The following is a 1,220-nucleotide window of genomic DNA, read 5'->3' on the forward strand; positions in this document are numbered from 1 at the left end:
CGCCTGGGCCTGAAGTCGGCGATGCTGTCGAAGGTCGGCGACGACCATATGGGCAGGTTTTTGACCGACACCCTGGCCAGGGAAGGCTGCGATGTCAGCCATGTCGGCGTCGACCCCGACCGCCTGACGGCCCTGGTGATGCTGGGCATCAAGGACAAGGACACTTTTCCGCTGATCTTTTACCGCGAAAACTGCGCCGACATGGCGATCGAACCTTCGTCGTTCGATGCCGGCTTTATCGGCTCGGGCAAGGCGCTGTTGATTACCGGCACGCATTTTTCCACCGCCGCCATGCACGCCGTCAGCTCGCAGGCGCTGGCCCTGGCGCGCAGCAACAATGTGCGCACCGTGCTCGATATCGATTATCGCCCGGTGCTGTGGGGCTTGTCGGGCAAGGCCGATGGCGAGACGCGCTTTGTCTCGAACGAGGGTGTCACGCAACATTTGCAGGGCATTTTGCCGCAGTTCGATCTGATCGTCGGCACGGAAGAGGAATTCATGATCGCCGGCGGCGGCGCGGACATCATGGCCTCCTTGCGTGCCGTGCGTGCCGTGTCGAGCGCCACGCTGGTGGTCAAGCGCGGTCCTTTGGGCTGCGCCGTGATCGAGGCCAGCATTCCCGCCAGCCTCGACGACGCTTTCAATTATCGCGGCGTGCGCGTGGCCGTGCTGAACGTGCTGGGCGCCGGCGACGCTTTTTTGTCGGGCTTTCTGAAAGGCTGGCTGCGCGGCGAGGACTACGAGGCCTGCTGCCGCTACGCCAATGGCTGCGGCGCGCTGGTGGTGTCGCGCCATGGCTGTGCGCCGGCCATGCCGTCCACCGTCGAGCTTGATTATTTCCTGGCCAACGCCGACAAGCTCACCCACCCCGACCAGGATGCGACCCTGGCGCGATTGCACCGCACGACGGTGGCGCGCAAAGAGTGGAACGAACTGTGCGTGTTTGCGTTTGACCATCGCACGCAGTTTTTCGACCTGTCGCAGCAGGCCGGCGTGAGCGAAGCGGCCATTTCAAAACTGAAACAACTGCTGGTCCAGGCCGTGGCGCAGACCCAGGAGTGCTTGCAGCTGTCGGGCAAGACCGGCGTGCTGATCGATGGCCGCTACGGCGTCGACGCCTTGAATGACGCGACCGGACGCGGCTGGTGGATCGGCCGTCCGGTGGAACTGCCAGGCTCGAATCCGCTGCAGTTCGACTGGGGCCGTTCGATCGGCTCGCA

1 protein-coding gene is annotated in these 1,220 nt (G+C 64.1%); it reads left to right on the forward strand.

The genetic code is table 11. The features are described 5' to 3' along the window. Positions 1-1,220 (forward strand): bifunctional 5-dehydro-2-deoxygluconokinase/5-dehydro-2-deoxyphosphogluconate aldolase (locus tag ASR47_RS00080; protein WP_065305754.1); only part of this gene is annotated, 1,220 nt, incomplete at both ends.

The organism is Janthinobacterium psychrotolerans, from assembly GCF_001677885.1.
GTDB lineage: Bacteria > Pseudomonadota > Gammaproteobacteria > Burkholderiales > Burkholderiaceae_D > Janthinobacterium > Janthinobacterium psychrotolerans.